Annotated in this window: 1 protein-coding gene; it reads right to left on the bottom strand. The window is 39.7% G+C overall.

Features of this window, described 5'->3' with window-relative positions; translation table 11 throughout:
* A partial coding sequence (locus ACY2RX_RS14630; RefSeq protein WP_490104721.1) for a carboxymuconolactone decarboxylase family protein occupies positions 1-300 on the bottom strand: 300 nt, incomplete at both ends.

The raw sequence follows: 300 nt of genomic DNA, 5'->3' as shown, positions 1-300 counted from the left end.
TCTGCATTAACAGCATTAGGCACCAAAGATGCTGCCAAAGAAAAATCTAAGGCAGCTCTTTCTGCCTCCGCAAAAGCTGGGTGAGTTTTGTATTCCCAAATATTATCTAATTGTTCTTGTTCTGCACCATCACGTTCTGCAGCTCTAATTGCATGCGCTTGGCAATATCTACAGCCTGTTGTATTACTAGAAATCCAAGCAATCATTCTTTTTAAAGCAGAAGTAACACTGCCTTCATTTGCCATAATAGCTTTGTTAAGGTTTATAAAAGCTTTCGAAATTGCGGGTCTGCGTTGCATA

Source organism: Polaribacter sp. 2405UD43-2 (assembly GCF_058147125.1).
Note: the sequence above shows the minus strand (reverse complement) of the source record. Positions and strands in the feature narration are given on the sequence as shown.